The sequence below is a fragment of the Albimonas pacifica genome (assembly GCF_900113695.1).
Lineage (GTDB): Bacteria > Pseudomonadota > Alphaproteobacteria > Rhodobacterales > Rhodobacteraceae > Albimonas > Albimonas pacifica.
Genome location: NZ_FOQH01000001.1, coordinates 662,232 through 681,645 on the forward strand (window position 1 = coordinate 662,232; position 19,414 = coordinate 681,645).

A 19,414-nucleotide genomic window follows, 5' to 3' on the forward strand; every position below is an offset into this window, starting at 1 on the left:
CTCAGACCTCCTTGTATCGGTAGCCCACGCCGTAGAGCGTCTCGATCGAGGCGAAGCTGTCGTCGACCTGGCGGAACTTCTTGCGGATGCGCTTGATGTGGCTGTCGATGGTGCGGTCGTCGACATAGACCTGGTCGTCGTAGGCGGCGTCCATCAGCTGGTCGCGGCTCTTCACGAAGCCCGGGCGCTGGGCGAGGGCCTGCAGGATCAGGAACTCGGTCACCGTCAGGGTCACCGGCTCGTCGTTCCACAGGCAGGAGTGGCGCAGCGGGTCCAGCGAGAGCTTGCCGCGGGTGATGGCGCGGTCGGCCTCGGCGCGCTCGGCGTCGCCCTGGGCGGCGGCCTCGCGGCGGCGCAGCACGGCGCGCACCCGCTCGACCAGCAGGCGCTGGGAGAAGGGCTTGCGCACGTAGTCGTCCGCGCCCATGCGCAGGCCCAGAACCTCGTCGATCTCCTCGTCCTTGGAGGTGAGGAAGATCACCGGCAGGTCCGACTGCTGGCGCAGGCGGCGCAGAAGCTCCATCCCGTCCATGCGCGGCATCTTGATGTCGAGCACGGCGAGATCGGGCGGCTGCGAGGTCAGCGCGGCCAGGGCAGCGGCGCCGTCGGTGTAGCACCGCACTTCATACCCCTCGGCCTCCATGGCCATGGAAACCGAGGTGAGGATGTTGCGGTCGTCGTCCACGAGCGCGATGTTCGTCATGCTAGCTCCGTCGCTTCGTTCCGCCTGCCCCCCTGGGCGGCGGTCGGCGCCGGCGCGCGGGGCGGTCTCCCGCCCTGCGGCGCCGAGCGCGCCCGGTCCAGACATGGACCTCTCATATCATTTCTCAACGTATCGGGTGCGAAAGCGGCCCCATTGAGGCCGAACTGCGCCATTTCGCCCAGCGCCGGGGCGCTGTTGAAGTGTTGTCGATATGTTATACCCCGCGCATCTTGGAAGGCGGATCGGAATCGTGACGCGCCCAGGCGAGGGGTCAGGCTGTGTGGGGCCGCCCCGACAGGAACGAGACCGGATCACGGCTGGTCGGGGGAGGCTGCGTCTGCACGCGCCCCCGGGCCGATCGGCCGGCAGAGGAAGCGATCGAAGGAGCCCATGAGCATGGAGCGAGGCGTGTTCAACCCCGCGCGGAGCCTTGAGACCCAGGGGGTAAAGGGTCTGAAGGCCGCCCATTACAACCTGCTTGAGCCCGCGCTCATGCAGGAGGCGGTGCAGCGCGGCGAGGGCGAGATCGGGCAGGGCGGGGCGCTCCTCGTCTCGACCGGCAAGCACACCGGCCGTTCGCCGCAGGACAAGTTCGTCGTGCGCGAGGCCTCGGTGGAAGACACCGTCTGGTGGGAAAACAACAGGCCCATGGACCCCGCCGGGTTCGAGGCGCTGAAGGCCGACATGTTCGCCCACCTCGAGGGGCGCGAGCTGTTCGTGCAGGACCTGTTCGGCGGCGCCGACCCCGAGCACCGGCTGAACGTGCGCGTGGCGACCGAGCTCGCCTGGCACAACCTGTTCATCCGTCACCTGCTGCGCCGCCCGGCGCAGGCCGAGCTCGAGACCTTCGATCCCGAGTTCACCATCATCAACGTGCCCTCCTTCAAGGCGGATCCGGCGAAGCACGGCTGCCGTTCGGAGACGGTCATCGCGATCTCCTTCGAGCAGAAGATGATCCTGATCGGCGGCACCTCCTACGCCGGCGAGAACAAGAAGTCGGTGTTCACGCTGCTCAACTACATCCTGCCCGGCAAGGGCGTGATGGCGATGCACTGCTCGGCCAACCACGCCATCGGCGACCCCGAGGACGCGGCGGTGTTCTTCGGCCTGTCGGGCACCGGCAAGACCACGCTCTCGGCCGACCCCTCTCGGATCCTGATCGGCGACGACGAGCACGGCTGGACCGACACGGGCATCTTCAACTTCGAGGGCGGCTGCTACGCCAAGACCATCGACCTCTCGGCCGAGGCGGAGCCCGAGATCTTCGCGACCACCGCGATGTTCTCGACCGTGATCGAGAACATGGTCTACGACCCCTACACCAAGGCGCTGGACTTCCACGACGACAGCCTGACGCCGAACATGCGCGCGGCCTATCCGCTGGACTACATCTCCAACGCCTCGGAGACGGGTCTGGGCGGCGCGCCGAAGAACGTGGTGATGCTGACCTGCGACGCCTTCGGCGTGCTGCCGCCGATCGCGCGGCTGACGCCGGCGCAGGCGATGTATCACTTCCTGTCGGGCTTCACCTCGAAGGTGGCGGGCACCGAGAAGGGCGTGACCGAGCCGCAGCCGACGTTCTCGACCTGCTTCGGCGCCCCCTTCATGCCGCGCAGGCCCGAGGTCTACGGCGCCCTGCTGCGCGACAAGATCGCCCAGTTCGGCGCGACCTGCTGGCTGGTCAACACCGGCTGGACCGGCGGCGCCCACGGCACCGGCAAGCGGATGCCGATCAAGGCCACCCGCGCGCTGCTGACCGGGGCGCTCGACGGCTCGCTGAACGGCGCCGAGTTCCGCAAGGACCCGTACTTCGGCTTCGAGGTGCCCGTGGCGGTGCACGGCGTCGACGGCGCCCTGCTGAACCCGCGCGACACCTGGGCCGACAAGGCCGCCTACGACGCGCAGGCCGAGAAGCTGGTGAAGATGTTCGCCGACAACTTCGCCCAGTACGACCCGTTCGTGGGCGACGAGGTCCGCGCGGCCGCCCCGGGCAAGGTCGCCTGATCCGAGCCTTCGCCATCGGCGACATCACGACCGGCGGTCCGCGAGAGCGGGCCGCCGGTTCGCTTTCGGGGCGCCTGCTGGCGAGCGGTCTACAGGCGCCCTGCGGGCGGGCCTGGCTGGGGCGCGAGGCTCGGCGCGGAGCGCGGGATGGGCCGGCGGGGGAGCCTCCGGCGGGCTCCCGACTCACCCAAGAACAGGCCCCGCGCCTGTCCTCCGGATCCGTCTCTCGCTTGCGATGCCTGAGCGACTCGCCCCCTCCGGTCAAGGACAAGCCCCGCTCCGCGGGGTCGCTGCGCGATCCCTGACCGGAGGGGGCGAGTCGCTCCGGTCGGCATCCGCGAGAGACGGCTCCGGAGAACAGGCGCTTTGCGGCGGCCTCGGGCGTCGCGCCGGGGCGCGCGGGTCAGGCGGAGGTCACGACGCGCAGGGTCAGGTTGATGCGGCCGCCCTCGGGCAGCAGGGTCGAGCCGCCGAAGCGGATCCGGTCGACGCCGTGATAGGCGAGCCGGGCGGGGCCGCCGAGGATCGCCACGTCCCCGCTCTCGAGCGGGGTCGAGCGGGTGGGGGCGCGGCGCTCGAGTCCGCCGACCCGGAAGGTCGCCGGGTCGCCCAGCGAGATCGAGAGGACCGGGGCGGCGAACTCGCCCTCGTCCTCGTCGCGGTGCAGACCCATGCGGGCGCCCTCGCCGTAGAAGTTCACCAGGCAGGAATCGGGGTCGCGCGGCCAGCCCGAGAGCGCGCGCCACACCGACAGGACCGAGTCGGGGATCGGCGGCCAGGGGCCGCCGGCCGGGTGGCGGTCGGCGTAGCGGTAGCGGCCGCGCTCGATCACCCAGCCCAGGCGCCCGGCCGCCGTCATGCGCACCGTCATCGGCTTGCCCCAGGCGGTGGTGTAGCGCTGGAAGGGCGCGGCGCGGGCGATGGCGCGCACGTCCTCGACCATCGCCTCCTGCGCGGGGCGGTCGAGCCAGGCCTTGTGCAGGGCCACGCCGTTGAGATCGAGGGGAGGGGTCATGGCGCGCAGGATCACGGGATTCGCCCCGGGACGCCAGACCGCGCGGATCAGCGCCGCGCCGCCCTCAGCGCGCCGAGGCAGACCAGGGCGGCCGAGGCGCTCCACGCCCAGGCGATCGCCATCACCGGGCCGATGGGACGGTAGAGCATCGCGTCCACCCGGTGCAGCGAGATCACCTCGGTTCCCACCACCGCCAGCGTCGCCGCCGCGCCCAGCAGCGCCAGGCGGGCGCCGGCGCCGCGCAGGCGGCGGGCGAGCAGCGCCAGCCCCACCACGACCCCCAGCGCCAGCAGCCCCAGCAGGATCGGCTGCACCTCGCGCCGGGCGCCGTAGTCGCCGGCCGCCTTCGCCGCCTGCACCATCCCGCGGCGCAGGTCCATGCGCAGGTCCAGCGCCATGTCGACCGACAGGAGCGCGTAGAGCCCCGCCATCCCGCCCCAGAACCCGGCCGCGACGCTTGACCGGCGCGCGGCCTGCGCGCACAGGAGGGCGGTGACGACAAAGGCCGCGAGGCCGACGATCTGGGTCGCGTTCATGGCGCAAAGCCTTGGCCCCCTGCGATCCGCCTGTAAAGCCAGCCTCGAGGCGCCCGCGCGTGATCTCGCCGAGCCCCCTGATCTTCGCGGCCGCCGCCGCGGCCGTCTTCGCGCTCGCGCCCCTGCGGATCGCGATCCTGGCGGTCTATCTCGGCGGGCTGATGCTGCTGCCCATCGCCGAATACGGCCAGCCCTTCCCCGAGCGCTTCCCCTGGTGGATCGTCGGTCCGGCCCTGCCCTCGGAGGGGCTGGTGGCCAAGACCTGGATCGCGGCCCTGGCCGCGCTGGCCGGGGCTGCGATCCGCGATCCGCGGGCGCTGGCGGGCTTCCGGCCCGGCCTCGCGGACCTGCCGATGGCCGCCTGGTGCCTGTGGCCGCTGGCCGCGGGGCTCTGGATCGGGGGGGCGAGCCCGGGGCCGGTCGTCGCCTCGCTGCTGGTCACGGGCTGCTGGGGGGCGCCCTGGCTGCTGGGGCGGGTCTGGTTCGCGACGCCGGCAGACCGGGCGCTGCTGGTGCAGGGGCTGGCGCTGAGCGCGCTGGTCTGCCTGCCCGTCGCCGTGGCCGAGGGGCTGCAGGGCCCGTTCCTGCATGACCTGATCTACGGGCCCCACCCGTTCCGCTTCGACGGCGACGAGCGCTACCTGGGCTTCCGGCCGATCGGCTTCTTCCTGCACGGCAACCTCTACGGCATCTGGGCCGCCGCGGCGGCGGTGGCGGCGGCGTGGAGCGCGGCGGCGCTGCGCGGCGCCTGGCGGGGGGCGCTGGCGGCGCTGGCGCTGGGGATCGCGCTGGCCTCGCAGTCGGTGGGCGCGCTGCTGCTGATGGCGGCGGCGCTGGCGCTGCTGGCCGCCTGGGGGCGGCGCTGGGTCCTGCCGCTGCTGGGGATCGGGGTGGGCGTGGCGGCGCTGCTGCTGGCGCTGCACCTCTCGGGCGCGGCGCCGGTGCAGCGGATCGCCCGCAACACCGCGCTGGGCCAGGCGGTGCTGGACGCCTTCCGCTCGGTCGGGCGCGCCTCGTTCCTGTGGCGGATCTCGCAGGACCTCAAGGCCATGGCGGTGTTCGAGGGCGATCCGCTGGTCGGCGTCTCGGCCTGGGACTGGTGGAGGGCGGCAGGCACGCGGCCCTGGGGGCTGGTGATGCTGATGGCGGGGCAGTACGGGCTGATCGCCGTGGCGCTGGTCTTCGGAGGCCTGGGCGCGGCGGCGGGCGCGGCCCTGGTCCGGCTGCGCCGCGCCCGCGCCTGGCGCCCCGAGGCGGCGGCCCTGCCGCTCGCGGCCATCGTGCTGATGGGCCTGGGCGACGCGGTCCTCAACGCCTTCTTCCTGTTCCCCGCCGTGCTCGCCGCCGGCGCCGTCGCGGCCGGCGCCCGGACCCCGGTCGCGACCCCCGCCGCGGCCCCCTCCGCGACCCCCGCCGCGACCCCTGCCGCGGGGGACTGAGCGGGCGCGCGCCGCGGGGCTGCGGCAGGGCGCCGCTTCGGCCCGCGAACAGCGTGGTTTCCCCCTCCCCCCTCGCTTGCAGGCCCCGGTTCAGGCCCCTATATCCCGCACGAACGTCGCGCTCCGCTTTTCGTGATCCCCCGGCGGGATCGGGGAGGGAGGGGCGCAGGGATCGAGGGCGGGGGCCGCTTCCGGACCCGACCCTCTCACATCGCCGAACGAAAGGACGTCGCAATGTCGAAAGTCATTGGCATCGACCTCGGGACCACGAACTCCTGCGTCGCCATCATGGATGGCCAGACCGCGAAGGTGATCGAGAACTCCGAGGGCGCGCGCACCACCCCCTCGATGGTGGGCTTCACCGAGGACGAGCGCCTCGTCGGCCAGCCGGCCAAGCGCCAGGCGGTCACCAACCCCGAGAACACCCTCTTCGCCGTCAAGCGCCTGATCGGCCGCCGCTATTCCGACCCCACCGTCGAGAAAGACAAGGGGATGGTCCCCTACAAGATCGTCGAGGGGAAGAACGGCGACGCCTGGGTCGAGGCCCGCGGCGAGAAATATTCGCCCTCGCAGGTCAGCGCCTACATCCTTCAGAAGATGAAGGAGACCGCCGAGTCCTACCTGGGCGAGAAGGTCGAGAAGGCGGTGATCACCGTTCCCGCCTACTTCAACGACAGCCAGCGCCAGGCCACCAAGGACGCCGGCAAGATCGCCGGTCTGGAAGTGCTGCGCATCATCAACGAGCCGACGGCGGCCGCGCTCGCCTACGGGCTCGACAAGAAAGAGGGCAAGACCATCGCGGTCTATGACCTCGGCGGCGGCACCTTCGACATCTCGATCCTCGAGATCGACGACGGCCTGTTCGAGGTGAAGTCGACCAACGGCGACACCTTCCTGGGCGGCGAAGACTTCGACATGCGCATCGTCGAATACCTCGCCGAGGAGTTCAAGAAGCAGTCCGGCGTCGACCTGACCAAGGACCGCCTCGCCCTGCAGCGCCTCAAGGAGGCCGCGGAGAAGGCGAAGATCGAGCTCTCCTCCTCGTCCCAGACCGAGATCAACCAGCCCTTCATCTCGATGGACCCCGAGACGCGCCAGCCCCTGCACCTGGTGCTGAAGCTGAGCCGCGCGAAGCTGGAATCCATCGTGGGCGACCTGATCGCGCGCACGCTGAAGCCCTGCGAGGCGGCCCTGAAGGACGCCGGCATCTCCAAGTCCGAGATCGACGAGGTGGTCCTCGTCGGCGGCATGACCCGCATGCCCAAGGTCTACGAGGAGGTGACGAAGTTCTTCGGGAAGGAGCCCCACAAGGGCGTGAACCCCGACGAGGTCGTGGCCATGGGCGCCGCGATCCAGGCGGGCGTGCTCCAGGGCGACGTGAAGGACGTGGTCCTGCTGGACGTGACGCCCCTCAGCCTCGGCATCGAGACCCTGGGCGGCGTGTTCACCCGGCTGATCGACCGCAACACCACGATCCCGACCAAGAAGTCCCAGACCTTCTCCACGGCTGACGACAACCAGACCGCGGTGACCATCCGGGTCTTCCAGGGCGAGCGGGAGATGGCGGCCGACAACAAGCTGCTGGGCCAGTTCAACCTCGAGGAAATCCCGCCGGCGCCCCGCGGCATGCCGCAGATCGAGGTCAGCTTCGACATCGACGCCAACGGCATCGTGTCGGTCGGCGCCAAGGACAAGGCGACCGGCAAGGAGCAGAAGATCACGATCCAGGCCTCCGGCGGTCTCTCGGACGACGACATCGAGAAGATGGTCAAGGACGCCGAGGAGAACGCCGACGCCGACAAGAAGCGTCGCGAGCTGGTCGAGGCCCGCAACCAGGCCGAGAGCATGATCCACGGCGCCGAGAAGTCGCTGGCCGAGCATGGCGACAAGGTCGACGAGGCCACCCGCGGCGCGATCCAGACCGCCATCGACGAGCTGAAGACCGCCGCCGAGGGCGACGATCTGGAGGCGATCAAGGCCAAGACCCAGGCCCTGACCGAGGCGTCGATGAAGCTGGGCGAGGCGATCTACAAGGCGTCCTCGGACGCCGAGCAGGCCGCCGCCCAGGAGGCCGCGGCCCGCGACGCGGCCCGCGACGGCGACGACGTGGTGGACGCCGAGTTCACCGAGGAGAAGAAGGACGACGATCGGAAGGCCGGCTGAGGCCTCCGGTCCGACGCCCGGATCGCGGCCCCGCCCCCATGGGGCGGGGCCGTTGCGTGATGAAAGGACGCGCCGCTTGACCCGCGGCCCGTCCCGGAAGACCCTCGCCCCCGACGCCTCCCGGACGCCTGCGCGATGCAGACCCGGCGCGGGCGCGGCGGACGGATCGCCACGCGGACCGCGACGGACCGGCTAGACGGGAGAGACCCAAGGAATGTCCAAACGGGATTTCTACGAGGTGCTGGGCCTGTCCAAGGGCGCCTCCGAGGAAGAGATCAAGAAGGCCTATCGCAAGAAGGCCAAGGAATATCACCCTGACCGCAATCCGGACGACGCCTCGGCCGAGGGGAAGTTCAAGGAGGTCAACGAGGCCTACGACCACCTCAAGGATCCGCAGAAGAAAGCCGCCTACGACCAGTTCGGTCACGCGGCTTTCGACGGCTCCGCGGGCATGGGCGGCGGCTTCCGTCCGGGCGGCGGCCCGGGGCAGGGCGACTTCGGCTCGGCCTTCTCGGACGTGTTCGAGGACCTGTTCGGCGACTTCATGGGCGGCCAGCGCGGCGGCGCGCGCCGTCGCGGCGGCGCCGCGCGCGGCTCGGACCTGCGCTACAACCTGCGCGTGACGCTCGAGGACGCCTTCAAGGGCAAGACCGAGACGATCCAGGTCCCCGGCTCCGTCCAGTGCGAGGCCTGCTCGGGCACCGGCGCCGAGGGCGGCGCCCAGCCCGCCGCCTGCCCGACCTGCTCGGGCCTGGGCAAGGTGCGCGCCCAGCAGGGCTTTTTCACCATCGAACGGACCTGCCCGACCTGCGCGGGCCGCGGCTCGGTCGTGAAGAACCCGTGCAAGGTCTGCAACGGCGCGACGCGGGTGCAGAAGGACCGCCGGCTGAACGTCAACATCCCCGCGGGGGTGGAGACCGGCACCCGCATCCGGCTCGCCGGAGAGGGCGAGGCGGGCGTGATGGGCGGCCCCTCGGGCGACCTCTACATCTTCATCGAGGTCGCCCCGCATCCGATCTTCGAGCGCGAGGGCCCCGACCTGCACTGCCGGATCCCGGTGCCGATGACCACCGCCGCGCTGGGCGGGGAGATCGAGGCGCCGCTGATCGACGGCGGCCGCAGCCGGGTGAAGGTCCCCTCGGGCGTGCAGTCGGGCAAGCAGCTGCGCCTGCGCGAGAAGGGCATGCCGACCCTGCGCGGCGGACGGCGCGGCGACCTCTACCTCGAGCTCGCGGTCGAGACGCCGGTGAACCTGACCGCGAAGCAGAAGGAGCTGCTCAAGGAGTTCGAGGCCGCGGGCAAGGACAACTCGCCCGGCACCACGGATTTCTTCTCCAAGGTGAAGTCCTTCTGGGACGGGATGACCGGCTGAGGCGACGGAGCCCGCAGCCCCGCGCGTGACAGGAAGGCCCCCGCATCGCGGGGGCCTTTCTTGTATCGTGGCGCCATGGAATCGGCCCGATCCGGCCATGCGCCGGCGCCGCCCGCTCCGCTACCTGCGGAGCCGAGCAGACAACTGGAGGAGCCTCCATGAGCCCCCGATCCCTTCCCCCCCGTTCCGCCCCCTCGCGCCGCGCCGACCGCCGGGCCTCGTCCTCGGGCGTCGCGACGCCCTCCGCCCTCTCGGTGATCGTGGTGGGCGCGCTGCTGGTCTCGGGCGTCGCGATGTCCCTGCCCGCCTTCGCCCAGCCGCAGGGCGGCAAGGCCGAGCTGCGCCGAGAGGCGCGCGAGGAGTGGCTCGAGGAAGCCGAGGCCGCGGGCGACCGCCTGCAGAAGGCGATCAAGGCCGCCGGCCGCGAGGCCGAGACGCTCGACGCCCGCATCTCGAAAGCGCAGGAGGCCGACGAGGCGCTGGGCGCGAAGCTGCAGCTTGCCCAGGCCGCCGGCTCCCAGCCCGCCCCCCGCCCGGCGCCCGAGCGCCCCGCGCGCGAGGGGCGCCCCGCCGCCGAGGCCCCCCAGTGCCGCGGCCGCCTGGTGGTCGAGGGCGAGGGGATCGAGACCGCGACCCCCGACGTGCTGCGCGTGAGCTTCGGCGCCGACGCCCGCGCCGAGGGGCCGGGCGAGGCGCTCGCCCAGGCGTCCGAGGCGGTGAAGGCGCTGCTCGACGCGGTGCTGGCGGCCGGCGTGGCGAAGGAGGACGTCTCGACCACGCAGGTGAACCTGAACCCGGTCTACGACCGCTCCGAGCGCAACGCGGCGCCGGAGATCGTGGCCTGGGAGGCGGGGTCGAGCCTGGCGGTGACGCTGAAGGACGTCTCGAAGTTCGGCGCGCTGGCGACGGCGGCGACCGAGGCGGGGGCGACCAGCATCTCGGGCGTCAGCTTCGCGGTGTCGGACGAGAAGGACCGGCTGGAGGCCGCCCGCCAGGCCGCGGTGAAGGCCGCGCTGGCCCGGGCGGAGCTGCTGGCCGGGGCCGCGGACGCCCGCGTCGGCGCGATCCTGGAGCTGAGCGAGACCGGGATCTCGATGCCCGGCCCGCGGCCGATGTTCGCCCGCGCGGCGGTGGCCGAATCCGCCATGGCCGACATGCCCATCGCCGAGGGCGCGCAGGAGCTGCGCGCCACGGTGACCGCGACGGTCGAGCTCTGCCAGTGAGCCCACAGGCCCCCGCCGCGCCCGCGGCCGGGGCCTGAGCGCCCCGGCGTCGGGCGCCGGGGCGGTGCGGGTCCCCCGACCTGCGCCTTCCCGGCGCCCGGCGCGCCCGGCCCCCGCCGCCGCCCCCGGCCACGAGCCCCGCCCACCCGCCCCGCCGTGGCCGGGGGCGGCGGCTGCCGGGGCGCCCGGTCTCCCGGCGCCCGGCCCGCGCCAAGCGCGGCCCCTGCGCGCGGGTGAGCGGGCGGGGCGCGCAGGGGCCGCGCGGGCTTGCCCTCGGCGCAACGCCGGCCGGTCCGCGGGCGTCCCGAGACCTGACTTCGGCGCGAGGATCGGACCCGGCGGCCCTTCGCGAGGCGCCCCGGGCTCGACCCGGGGCCTCCGTCCCGCCGCCGCCGCCGCGGTCGCATCGTCGTGGATCGGGACGGCCGGCGTTCAGCCCGGCGTGTCGGGATGCCGGCGCGGCGCCAGGATCCGCTCGGCGACGTTCGCGGCGCCCTCGGCCAGGCCCTCGCCGTCGAAGTTTCCGCGCACCAGCGAAGTCCAGGCCAACGCCCGGAGGAAGGTCTCGACCCGCCCGGGTTCCGGCGGCCGGGGGGCGGACCAGAATGTCGCCAGCGGCTGCGGGTCGACCAGCCCCTCGCGGTCGAAGATCGCCCGGCCCAGCGTCTTCACCGGAACCCCCCGGCGCAGGGCCGAGAGGCCGACGGTCGAGTTCACCGTCGCCAGCCCCGCCGCCCGCCCGAGCATCGCGCCCAGGTCGCCGCCGTCGATCACCTCGACCCGGTCCTCCGCGCCATGGCGGGCCGCCGTCGCGCGCAGCAGGCGCCGCCAGGGGGTCAGGCCGTTGTCGACCGGGTGCTCCTTGACCAGCAGGCGCGCCTCGGGCGGGGCGTGCAGGGCGAAGCTGCGCACCACCGCCTTCGCCGTCTCGCGCAGGTCGGGGTCGGGGCCGTGGGCGCGGATCTGGAAGTCGGTGCGCAGCTGCAGCGGGAACAGGAACAGCGGCGCCTCGCCCTGCCGCCACGCCTCCCACACCCGCGCCGCATGGGCCCGGTCGCGCCGGGCGCGGAGCATCTTCCACAGGAAGCCGCCGTATTCGGCCAGCGGGTGCCAGGTCTGGTGGCGCCGATAGCCCGGATGCGTGGCCCAGGAGAGCGCCAGGTTCGCCAGGTTCCAGGCGACGTCCATCGCCGCATAGGACGCGAAGGAGGAGCGGTAGAGGCGCGTCTCCTGCGGGACCTCGCCGCGCGCGGCCAGCGCCTCCAGCGCCGGCCAGTCGGCGGGGAAGGGCGCGCCGGCGCCGCCGCCGTCGGGCTCCACCGTCAGCCAGTCCGGGCGCACGTAGCCCAGCTCGACATGGTGCACCCGCACCCCCATCGCCTTCGCCCGGTCCACGGCGGGGCGATGCAGGGGGCGGTTGTCGCCCAACAGCACCAGGTCGGTGACGCCCTCGGCCGCCATGAACGCCTCGACGAATGCGGGCCAGTCCGCGAAGGGGCCGCGATAGGACCGCCCCCCGCCGCGCCGCCAGAACAGCGCGTCGCCGGGGGAGAGATGCAGGCGCAGCACCCGGGCGCCGCGCGCCTCGAGCGCGTCGCCCAGATGGGAGAAGAACGTCGACGACGGCCCCTGCAGGAGCAGCGCGCAGCGCTCGGCCATCGCTCTTGTCCTCCGTCCTCGCGTCCCCGGCTTCCGGCCCCGTCCTGCCCGCCCGGGCGGGCGGGCGCAAGCCATGCCTGCTGCAGGCCCGGGCAGGTCGGGCCGGGGCCCATGCAGGGGCGGGGCGGCATTGACTTGGCCCCCGCCCCGGCCTAGCCCCTCCCGGCGGCGCCGGCCGGACCCGGCGCGCGCGCGTGACGGGCGGATGGGAGCGCCAGCATGGCCGCAGTCGAAGCGGGCGGAGCGGACGGCCGCAGCACCCGGGCGCGCCGCGTCCTGTTCCTGCAGGGCCCGCCGACGGTGTTCTGGCGCGAGCTCGCCGGCGCCTTCGAGGCGCAGGGCCACGAGACGCGCCGCGTGAACCTCTCCACCGCCGACTGGCTGACCTGGCGCAGGCCGGGCGCGGACAGCTATCGCGGGACCTTCTCGGGCTGGCGGCGCTGGCTGGGGCGGTATCTGGACGCGCAGGGCGTCACCGACGTCCTCTACTACGCCGACCGCCTCCCCTATCACGTCGTCGCCGCCGAGGAGGCCGAGCGCCGCGGCATCCCCTGCCACGCGGTCGAGTTCGGCTACCTGCGCCCCGACTGGCTGACGCTGGAGCGGCGGGGGATGGGCGCCTTCTCCCACTTCCCCAACGACCCGCAGACGATCCGCCGCCTCGCCGCCGCGATCGAGGAGAAGCCGGAGCTCGGCACGCGCTACGCCCACTCCTTCATCCGCGAGGCGACGGACGAGCTGCTGTTCAACCTCGTCAACGCGCTGTTCTGCTGGCCCTGGCCGTTCTTCGACATGGACAAGCGCTATCACCCGCTGACCGACTACCCCAGCTGGATCCCCCGCCTGATGCGCGGCGACCGGCTGAAGCGGGAGGCGGAGGCGGTGGTGGCGACCTGCGTCTCGGGCGCCTGGCCCTACCACCTCTTCGCGCTGCAGATCGAGGCGGACTACCAGCTGCGCGACAACTCCCCCTACGACACGCTCGCCCAGCCGATCGCGGAGGTCATCGCCTCCTTCGCGCGCCACGCCCCGCCGGAGCAGCGGCTGGTGTTCAAGCTGCACCCGCTGGACAACGGGCTGGAGAACTGGCCGGGCCTGGTGCGCCGCCGGGCCGAGGCCGAGGGCGTGGCCGACCGGGTGATCGCCATCGACGGGGGCGACCTCGACGCGCTGCTTCGCCATGCGGACGGGGCGCTGTCGGTGAACTCGACCGTGGGGCTGCATGCGATCCGGGCGGGGACGCCGACGCTGGCGCTGGGGCCGGCGGTCTACGACGTGGCGGGGCTGACCCACCAGGGCCCGCTGGCCAGCTTCTGGACGGCGCCCGAGCCGGTGGACGCGGGGCTCGCCGCCGACCTGATGAAGGTGCTGGCGGACACGATCCAGGTGAAGGGCTCGTTCTACAACAAGGCGGGTCGGGCGCTGGCGGCGCAGGAGATCGTGCGCCGCGTCGCGGCCGGCGAGGTCAACGAGCCCGGCGCCTTCGTGCCCACACCCCCCCGCCTGCCGGTGCGCCGCCGCGACGCCGACGTGGCCTTCGCCGCCGCGCAGGGCTGATCCCGCCTGCCGTCCGGCGCCCCGCCGCTGGCGGCAGACGCCCCGCTTCCTTTTCCGCGCATCGCCCGCCGCCACGCCCGCGGCCCCGGCACGCGCCCCGCCCGCCCACCCGCGCGCGCCGGGGCCGCGGGCGCGGCGGCGGGCAGGGCGGTTCGCGCCGGCTTGCGCAGGAGGGCGCCGCGCAAGCCGCCGCCCCCGCCCGCAGGCGGGTGGGTGGGCGGGGCCTGCGGGCGGGGGCGGCGGCGGAGGCTGGACGGGGCGCGCGCCGGAAAGGCGAAGGGGGCCGCGCAGGGCCCCCTTCCCGGGATCCGGCGTCGGCGCCCGGATCAGTTGAGCTGGTTCAGCAGCCGCAGGGTCTGCGTGGTGGGCGAGAGCGCGTCGTCGACCACGCTCAGCACCTTGCCCGCCTGCGCGAGATCGGCGTTGGCGGTGTAGACGATGTCCCCGTCCTCCATCGCGAAGCGCCGCGCGAGGAAGAACGAGCCCGGGTCCGACAGGTCCAGCCCGTAGACGATGGGCGTGGCCGAGGCCCCGGCTTCCGGCGCCGCCGAAGGCCCGGCCAGGGCCACGGCCACCTCCGGGTCCTCGTAGCGGAACACGAAGACCGAGCTCGGGTCGGCCCGGCGGTCGTCGAGGCCCCCGGCCTCGGCGATGGCCTGGTCGAGCGTCACCACCTCGGTCGAGAAGGCGATGCGCCGCGCGCGCCCGTTGGCGCCCAGCGAGGTGAAGCTCTGCCCGATGTCGAGCGCCGCGATCACGTCGCCCGAGCGCACGCGCACGTTCTGCGCCGGCTCGCGCAGGATCCGCGCCAGATGCGCCTCGGCCTGCACGTCGCCGCGGGTCAGGCGGATCAGCGTGCGGTGGGCGGGGGTCTTCGAGCCGCCCGAGGCCGCCAGAACGTCCAGCACCCGCTCGCCCACGCCGTTGAGCTGCACGCGGCCGGCGTTGCCGATCGCATCCCCCAGCACCGTCACCGAGGAGACCGGCGACTGCTGGATGGTGACGATCACCTGCGGCTCGATCGCCTTGCCCGCCAGCGCCGAGACGATGGCCGAGGCGACCTGGTCGGGCGTGCGCCCGTTGGCAGAGATCCGCCCCGCGTAGGGCACCGTGATCCGCCCGTCCGGGCCGATGCGCTGGTCGGGCAGGGCGGCGCCCCGGCTCTCGGAGTTCTGGGTCGAGAACAGGCCGCCCTCGACCGCCTCCCAGATGGTGATGCCGACGACGTCGCCCACGCGCAGCACCTGCGCGTCGGCCGCGCCGCGCCCGGCGAGATCGGCGGGGGGCTCGGCGCGGCTGCGCTCCAGCACCTCGACCGCCTCGGGGGTCAGGATCGCGTAGGCGTAGGGGAACACCGTGGTCTCGGGCGAGGCCGCCGCCTGGCGCACCGCGTCGCCCGTGGGGCCCGAGGCCGGCGCATAGGCGCAGCCCGCAAGGGCCGCGGCCAGCAGTCCGACGGCCAGGGCGCGCGCCCGCGCCCCGTTCCCGCCGCGCAGCCCGTGCCCGCCGCGCAGCCCAAGCCGCGCCGCCGACGCGCCGACGGCGCGTCCCGCTTCCGATCCGCGCATGACGCCAGGTCTCCCGTTCCGCTCGTCCCTCGGCGCGCGCCTGTTCCGACCGGCGCGCTCGCCTTTCAGCCTGTGTGCCCCGCGCCGGGCCCGCAGGCAAGGGCGCTGAACGCGCGCCGGCCGCGCGGCGCCCCCGGCCGGGTCCCCCCGGCCACGCAGCCGCGGCGCGCGCGGCGGACCGGGCGCGCGGCGCGAAGGGCGGCGGAGGGGCAGGGGGCGCGGGCTCAGTCGGGCCGGCGGCGGCGCACGATCAGGCCCAGCACGGTCAGGCCCGCGCCCATCAGCCCCAGCGCGGCGGGCAGCGGGATCGCCGTCGCCTCCACCGGCTCGGACACCACCATGGCGGCGACGGAAGAGGCGGGGGCGGAGCCGGAAGCGGGGTCGGGGCCGACGGCGCAGCCCGGCGTCTCGAGGCAGGGCCAGGCCATCAGGCTCTCCTCGGTCTCGGCGGCGCCGGGGGCGGCCTCGTGCGAGGCGGCGCGGCGCTCCGACAGATCCTGCTGGGCCAGGTCCTGCTGGGCGGCGAGAACCGCCCCCGCGCCCAGCGCGAGGGGCAGGCAGGCGAACAGCACGATCGGGCGGGCGCGTCGGGTCGACACTGTCGGGCTCCTTCGGGACGAGTCGCGTTCCGGCGGCACCATGCACCGCGAACCGTGATGGAAGCGTGACGGCGCCTGCGTTGCGGCGCAATATAATCCGCTGCGGTGCGGCATGAGAGCGCGACCCTGCGGCGCCCGCGCAACGACGCGGCGTCAGGGGCGGCGGACGCGGGATGCCGGGGCGGGCGCAGGCGGCCGGCGCCGGGCGGGCCCGCGGGTCGCAGGGCGCGGGCTTCGGGCCGCCTCGCCAAGTCCGGCGCGGATATGCTAACCGGAACGCCGACGACGTCGCCCGCGACGTGCGCAGCCCCGTCCGCCGGCCCGTCCGGCCGGGGCGGACCGCCCGGACCTGCCGCAGGAACCATGGCCACGACGAACGCCTCCGCCGCCGACTCTCCGCTGCGCGTCCACCGGCGCGTGGTGATCGCGCTGCTGCGCCGCGAGATGTCCACCAAGTACGGCCGCTCGATGGGCGGCTATTTCTGGGCCGTGGCCGAACCCTGCGGCATGATCTTCATCATGTCCTTCGCCTGGTCCTTCATGTCGCGCAGCCCCGACCTGGGGCAGAGCTTCGTGGTCTTCTTCGGCTCCGGCTTCCTGAGCTTCAACTTCTACCGCAACACCGCCGCGGGCCTGTTCACGGTGGTGCGCAACAACTCCAGCCTGCTGAAGTATCCCAACGTCAACATCTGGGACGCGATCGTCGCGCGCACGCTGCTGCAGACGCTGACCAACTGCATGGTGATGGTGCTGATCCTCGGCATCGCGGGGACCTTCACCGGCGAGACGCTGTCGCTCGACTTCCCGCGCATCGCCGGCGCGCTCTCGGTCGCGACGCTGCTGGGGGTGGGGATGGGCACGCTGAACGCGGTGCTGTTCCACATCGTCCCGACCTGGGAGCGGATCTTCAAGATCATCAACCGGCCGCTGTTCATCATCTCCGGCGTGCTCTACACGCCCGAGAGCCGGCTGGTCCCGGGTCCGGCCATGGACTTCCTGGCGCTGAACCCGCTGGTGCACGTGATCTCGGCCTTCCGGGAGGGGATCTATCCCGTCTATCACGCGCGCCTGAACCATCTGGAGTATCCGCTGGCCGTGGGGCTGGTGATGCTGTTCTTCGGCCTGCTGCTGCTGCGCCGCTACGACGAGAGGCTGCTGGAGCGGTGATCCAGCTCGAGAACGTCTCCAAGTCCTTCCCGATCAAGGGGGGCGTCAAGACCGTGCTGCACGAGCTCAGCATGACCATCCCGCGCGGGCGCTCGCTGGCGCTGCTGGGGCGCAACGGGGCGGGCAAGTCGACGCTGCTGTCGATGATCGCGGGGGCGCTGAAGCCCGACACCGGCCGGATCATCCGCGACTGCAAGGTCTCGTTCCCGCTGGGCTTCTCGGGCTCGTTCCACAGGGACATGACCGGGCGGCAGAACCTGCGCTTCGTCGCCCGCATCTACGGCGTCGACGTCGAGGAGCTGACCGACTACGTGCTCGATTTCTCCGAGCTGGGGCCGTATCTGGACCAGCCGGTGGGGGTCTATTCCTCGGGCATGAAGGCGCGGCTGGCCTTCGGCGTCTCGATGGGGATCAAGTTCGACACCTACCTGGTGGACGAGCTGACCGCCGTCGGCGACCAGTCCTTCAAGGTCAAGAGCCGCGCGGTCTTCCAGGAGAAGCTGGCGAATTCCGACGTGATCATGGTCTCCCACTCGATGAAGCAGCTGCGCCAGTATTGCGACTGCGGGATCGTGCTGGAGAACGGGCGCGTCGAAGTCTATGACGACCTCGAGGACGCGATCTCGCGTCACATGAAGAACATGGAGCTGGGCAGCGTCGCCGGCGCGGACGTCGACGACCGCCGCCAGCGCCGGCGCCGGGACCAGGCGCGCGTCAAGGCGCGCATGAAGAAGCGCCGCGGCGCGCGGCGAGGATTGATCTGACATGGACCAGAACGACCGGCGGCCCGGCGACGAGCCCGCGCCGAACCTGACCAGCGACCCGCTCGAGACCGAGGGCGGCGCCGAGACGCCGGAGGCCGAGGGCCCCGCGCGCCGGCGCCGCAACCAGGAGAAGCGGGCCCGCAGGCTCGCCCGCAAGGCCGCGCGCGGCGAAGCGGGCGGCGGCGGCGGCCGCGGCGCCCGCGGCGGCCGCCGCGGCGGGCAGGCCGACGACCCGCTCGACGACGACTTCGACGAGGAATACGCGGCCGCGGCCGCCGCCGCCGCGCCGGCGGGCGCCGGCGCTTCCGCCGGGGCGCTGACCACCGCCGCCGACGCGCGCGCCGCGCGCCGCACGGCCCGCCGGGAGCGGCGGGCGGGCGCCTCCGCCGCCGCCTCCGCCGCGACCGAGAGCCCCGAGCCCCGGGGCGCCTCGATCATCGTCGACGTGCAGTCCGAGGAGATCGCGCGCCGCGCCCGCCGCCGCCGGATCTGGTCGCGCATCTGGCTGTGGGCGAGCTTCATCGTCATGGTCGCCGCGCCCTCGGGGCTGGCGGGGTGGTATCTCAACGTCGTCGCCGCCGACCAGTACGCCAGCCAGGTCAGCTTCGCGGTGCGCAGCCTCGAGGGGGGCATCCCCTCGCCGCTGACCGAGATCTTCGGCGGCTCGGCCGACTCCACCGCCGGCGACAGCGAGATGCTGTTCGAATACCTCCAGTCGCAGCCGCTGGTGGAGCGGGTGCAGAGCGACGTCGACCTGGTCGAGATCTACAACCGCCCCGAAGGGGACTGGCTGTTCTCGATGGGGACCGACCGCACCATCGAGGAGATGGTGGAATACTGGAACCGCGCGGTCACCGTCAGCTACGACACCGGCGCCGGCATCATCTACGTCGAGGCCCGCGCCTTCCGCGCCCAGGACGCCCAGGACGTCGCCGCCTCGGTGCTGGAGGCGAGCTACGACCTGATCAACGGCCTGTCGACCGGCGCCCGCCAGGACGCCGTGCAATACGCCCAGGCCGACCTGGCCGAGGCCGAGAACCGCATCCGCCGCACCCGCGTCGCGCTGCAGGAGTTCCGCTCCTCCCAGGGGACGGCCGACATCAGCTCGGACATCTCCCAGCAGATGGCCCTGATCTCGCAGCTTCGCAGCGCCCGCTCCGAGGCGCAGGCGGAGTTCGACAGCCGCAAGGACCTGCTGGGCGCCGACAGCCCCACGCTCTCGGCGCTGAGCCGGCGGATCGCCTCGCTCGACGCCCAGATCGCGGCGGAGGAGGCGCGCATCGCCGCCACCCCCGGCGCCGCGGGCGAGGTTCCGGTCCCCGGCTCGCGCCCCACGCTGGCCGAAGCCGCCGGCGAGCAGGAGCGGCTGCAGGTGGAGCTGGAGCTGGCGACGCACATGTACACCGCCGCCCAGGCCTCGCTGGAGGCCGCCCGGGCCGAGGCGCGGCGCACGCAGCGCTATCTCGCCACCCACATCCACCCCACGCTGGCGCAGGAGGCGGAGTATCCCCGCCGCATCGTGTGGTCGCTGGCGGTGTTCGTGGGGCTGCTGCTGACCTGGGCGATCCTGCTGCTGATCGTCGGCTCGATCCGCGACCGCAACTGACCGTGCGCCCCTGAAATGCAGACCGGCGCAGCCCCGATG

The 19,414-nt window shown here is 73.4% G+C and carries 15 protein-coding genes; 9 read left to right on the forward strand and 6 right to left on the reverse strand.

Translation table 11 applies throughout. The features are described 5' to 3' along the window. Window position 1 precedes the first annotated feature (1 nt). A complete protein-coding gene (locus BM064_RS02710) occupies window positions 2-703 on the reverse strand; it encodes a response regulator transcription factor (RefSeq protein ID WP_092857550.1) in 702 nt (233 codons plus the stop codon). A 396-nt stretch (window positions 704-1,099) separates the two neighbouring features. Between BM064_RS02710 and BM064_RS02715 the strand changes: the two genes are divergently transcribed. After that, window positions 1,100-2,707, forward strand: a complete 1,608-nt coding sequence (locus tag BM064_RS02715; protein WP_092857552.1) for a phosphoenolpyruvate carboxykinase — start codon at window positions 1,100-1,102, stop codon at window positions 2,705-2,707. A 403-nt stretch (window positions 2,708-3,110) separates the two neighbouring features. Here the strand turns inward: BM064_RS02715 and BM064_RS02720 are convergent, their stop codons facing one another. Further along, complete coding sequence (locus BM064_RS02720) at window positions 3,111-3,722, reverse strand: alpha-ketoglutarate-dependent dioxygenase AlkB family protein (RefSeq protein WP_092857697.1); 612 nt, start codon at window positions 3,720-3,722, stop codon at window positions 3,111-3,113. A 47-nt stretch (window positions 3,723-3,769) separates the two neighbouring features. Next, window positions 3,770-4,258 (reverse strand): hypothetical protein, encoded by a 489-nt coding sequence (locus tag BM064_RS02725; RefSeq protein ID WP_092857554.1) that lies wholly within the window; start codon window positions 4,256-4,258, stop codon window positions 3,770-3,772. Window positions 4,259-4,317: 59 nt separating this feature from the next. Between BM064_RS02725 and BM064_RS27335 the strand changes: the two genes are divergently transcribed. From BM064_RS27335 to BM064_RS02745, 4 genes are all read left to right on the forward strand, one after another. Next, on the forward strand, window positions 4,318-5,697 hold the full coding sequence (locus BM064_RS27335; RefSeq protein WP_092857556.1) for a hypothetical protein: 1,380 nt from the start codon (window positions 4,318-4,320) through the stop codon (window positions 5,695-5,697). Window positions 5,698-5,931: 234 nt separating this feature from the next. After that, window positions 5,932-7,860: a molecular chaperone DnaK gene (dnaK, locus tag BM064_RS02735; protein ID WP_092857558.1), complete on the forward strand. Its 1,929-nt coding sequence runs from the start codon at window positions 5,932-5,934 to the stop codon at window positions 7,858-7,860. Window positions 7,861-8,074: 214 nt separating this feature from the next. Beyond that, window positions 8,075-9,232, forward strand: coding sequence for a molecular chaperone DnaJ (dnaJ, locus tag BM064_RS02740; RefSeq protein WP_092857560.1), 1,158 nt, complete (start codon window positions 8,075-8,077; stop codon window positions 9,230-9,232). A 158-nt stretch (window positions 9,233-9,390) separates the two neighbouring features. Then, window positions 9,391-10,455 (forward strand): SIMPL domain-containing protein, encoded by a 1,065-nt coding sequence (locus BM064_RS02745; RefSeq protein ID WP_092857562.1) that lies wholly within the window; start codon window positions 9,391-9,393, stop codon window positions 10,453-10,455. 432 nt (window positions 10,456-10,887) lie between these two features. On the opposite strand, the gene BM064_RS02750 is transcribed toward BM064_RS02745, so the two are convergent. Then, entirely contained in the window at window positions 10,888-12,114 is a 1,227-nt protein-coding gene (locus BM064_RS02750; protein ID WP_177236123.1) for a capsular biosynthesis protein, read from the reverse strand. 219 nt (window positions 12,115-12,333) lie between these two features. Between BM064_RS02750 and BM064_RS02755 the strand changes: the two genes are divergently transcribed. After that, the gene (locus BM064_RS02755) at window positions 12,334-13,671 is read left to right on the forward strand and encodes a capsule biosynthesis protein (protein ID WP_092857566.1); all 1,338 of its coding nucleotides are present in this window, start codon (window positions 12,334-12,336) and stop codon (window positions 13,669-13,671) included. Window positions 13,672-13,997: 326 nt separating this feature from the next. On the opposite strand, the gene BM064_RS02760 is transcribed toward BM064_RS02755, so the two are convergent. Together BM064_RS02760 and BM064_RS02765 are read right to left on the reverse strand one after the other, a co-directional pair. Further along, window positions 13,998-15,239 carry a polysaccharide biosynthesis/export family protein gene (locus tag BM064_RS02760; protein WP_092857568.1) on the reverse strand — a complete coding sequence of 414 codons (1,242 nt, stop codon included), beginning with the start codon at window positions 15,237-15,239 and terminating at the stop codon, window positions 13,998-14,000. A gap of 224 nt (window positions 15,240-15,463) precedes the next feature. Then, a complete protein-coding gene (locus BM064_RS02765; RefSeq protein ID WP_092857570.1) occupies window positions 15,464-15,838 on the reverse strand; it encodes a hypothetical protein in 375 nt (124 codons plus the stop codon). Window positions 15,839-16,201: 363 nt separating this feature from the next. Between BM064_RS02765 and BM064_RS02770 the strand changes: the two genes are divergently transcribed. The 3 genes from BM064_RS02770 to BM064_RS02780 are packed head-to-tail and all read left to right on the forward strand — an operon-like array spanning window position 16,202 to window position 19,375. Further along, a complete protein-coding gene (locus tag BM064_RS02770; RefSeq protein WP_177236124.1) occupies window positions 16,202-17,005 on the forward strand; it encodes an ABC transporter permease in 804 nt (267 codons plus the stop codon). After that, window positions 17,002-17,769 (forward strand): ABC transporter ATP-binding protein, encoded by a 768-nt coding sequence (locus BM064_RS02775; protein WP_218160923.1) that lies wholly within the window; start codon window positions 17,002-17,004, stop codon window positions 17,767-17,769. The genes BM064_RS02770 and BM064_RS02775 overlap by 4 nt, the downstream gene beginning before the upstream one ends. A 1-nt stretch (window position 17,770) precedes the next feature. Further along, a complete protein-coding gene (locus BM064_RS02780; protein WP_092857574.1) occupies window positions 17,771-19,375 on the forward strand; it encodes a KpsE/RkpR family capsule polysaccharide export protein in 1,605 nt (534 codons plus the stop codon). Window positions 19,376-19,414 lie beyond the last annotated feature (39 nt).